The 1800-nt window shown below is 72.5% G+C and carries 2 protein-coding genes; one reads left to right on the forward strand and one right to left on the reverse strand.

Translation table 11 applies throughout. The features are described from left to right. Nucleotides 1-54: 54 nt before the first annotated feature. Entirely contained in the window at nt 55-489 is a 435-nt protein-coding gene (locus tag ACWDCZ_RS40985; RefSeq protein ID WP_074003004.1) for an Hsp20/alpha crystallin family protein, read from the reverse strand. A gap of 109 nt (nt 490-598) precedes the next feature. Between ACWDCZ_RS40985 and ACWDCZ_RS40990 the strand changes: the two genes are divergently transcribed. After that, a complete protein-coding gene (locus ACWDCZ_RS40990; RefSeq protein WP_449818672.1) occupies nt 599-1510 on the forward strand; it encodes a type III effector protein in 912 nt (303 codons plus the stop codon). Nucleotides 1511-1800 lie beyond the last annotated feature (290 nt).

Below are 1800 nucleotides of genomic sequence, written 5' to 3' on the forward strand. Positions count from 1 at the left end.
TCCCGATCGAGGGGGAGAGATCGGGGGGCGGCCGGAACGGCATCGGGGATCGGGTCAGGCCCGGATCTGCTTGCGGCTTCCGCTGTGGCTGATCTCGATCTTGCGGGGCTTGGCCTTCTCGGCGACCGGGATCTTCAGGGTCAGGACGCCGGCGTCGTAGTCGGCGGTGATCCCGGCGGGGTCGAGGGTGTCGGAGAGCATGACCTGGCGGGAGAACACGCCGAGCGGGCGCTCGGACAGCTCCCACTTGATGCCCTCGCCGTCCTGGCGCGGGCGGCGCTCGGCCTTGACGGTCACCATGTTCCGTTCGACGTCGATGTCGATCGCCTCCGGGTCGACCCCCGGCAGGTCGAAGCAGATCACGTACTCGTCGCCCACCCGGTAGGCGTCCAACGGCATCGGCGTGGGACGCGACCAGGTGCCGGTCGTGTTGAGGAACTGCTGGGTCAGCCGGTCCAGCTCGCGGAACGGGTCAGTGCGCAGCAGCATTGCGAAACACCTCCATGGATCGAATGGGTGCCAGTGCGCTTCACCTGAGTCCTTTCTAGCGCGTCATCCATCCAATGACAAGTTGTCGCGTCGCCTATAGAGTGACGGCATGAGCGAGAAGTCCCGCAAAGCCGCCCCCGACGCCTCCCCACCGGTCGAGCCCGTCTCGTTCCTGGCGGCCGCGGCGGCGCTGGCCGCCATCGACGACGCCGTCCGCACCGCCCAGAACCCCGCGTCCCGGCCCCCGACCACCCCTGACGAGCACGGTGGCCCCGAGCAGGCCCTGGCCGCACTCGTCCTGCTGCGCGAGCTGCGCGGCCAACTCGCCGGCTGGGAGGCCGGCCTGGTGGAGAGCGCCCGGGAGGCCGGCGCCACCTGGGCCGACCTCGCCCACCCGATGGGCGTCGCCAGCCGCCAGGCCGCCGAGAACCGCTACCTGCGCCTCAAGCCCTCCACCGCCGACGCTTCGCGGTCCGGTACCGGCGCGGAACGGGTCAAGGCCGTCCGCGACCGGCGGGCCGCCGACCGATCGGTCACCGTCTGGGCCCGCGACCACGCCGCCGAGCTGCGGGTCCTCGCCGCGCGGATCACCACGGCCGCACTCGCTCCCGGCGCCCGTCCTGCCCAGGCCGCCCTGACCGCCGCCCTCGGCGCCACCGACCCCGCCGACCTGATAGAGCCCCTCGCCGCCGTCCGCCCCCACCTCGGCGCCGGCCACGACGACCTCGCCACCCGCCTCGACGCCCTCACCCACCACACCACCCAGATCCGCGATGACAGTGCCGACGCCGCGCCTGACCCTGTCGCCACCGCAGAAAGGCGCTGGCAGGACCTCCTGGACCGGATCCACGGCCTCGAAGCACGAGTGGCCGCCACCACGAGCACCGTCAACGCCGCCCTCGACCACCACCTCGCCCGCCTCGACGCCCTGCGCCGGCACCTCGCCCACCCAGACTGGCCACTGCCCGCCCCCGATCCGGACAGTCACCCAACCGCGCCGACGGACAACGCGCCGGCCTGACGAGGCCGGGAACCACCGCAACCACCCCGGCCGTCAGAACCGGCTCCTGTGCATCTGTGCCCGCTACGCCGCCCCGCTCTCAAGAAGCTCACGCCCTGTCCGTGGCCGTCCGGCCGCCTCGGCGTTGCCGTCGGCTCTCCGTGCCGTCGTTGGGCATCAGCGCAGGAGGGTGGCGAGGAGTTCGGCGATGGTGGGGCCGGCGTCGGCGGGGTGACGCAGCTGCTTGCTCGTGACGACGCTGTAGTGGTTGGTGCGGGGGTGCGGCCGGAGCGGTTGCCGTTGTCGTTCGC

The sequence above is a fragment of the Kitasatospora sp. NPDC001225 genome (assembly GCF_053597855.1).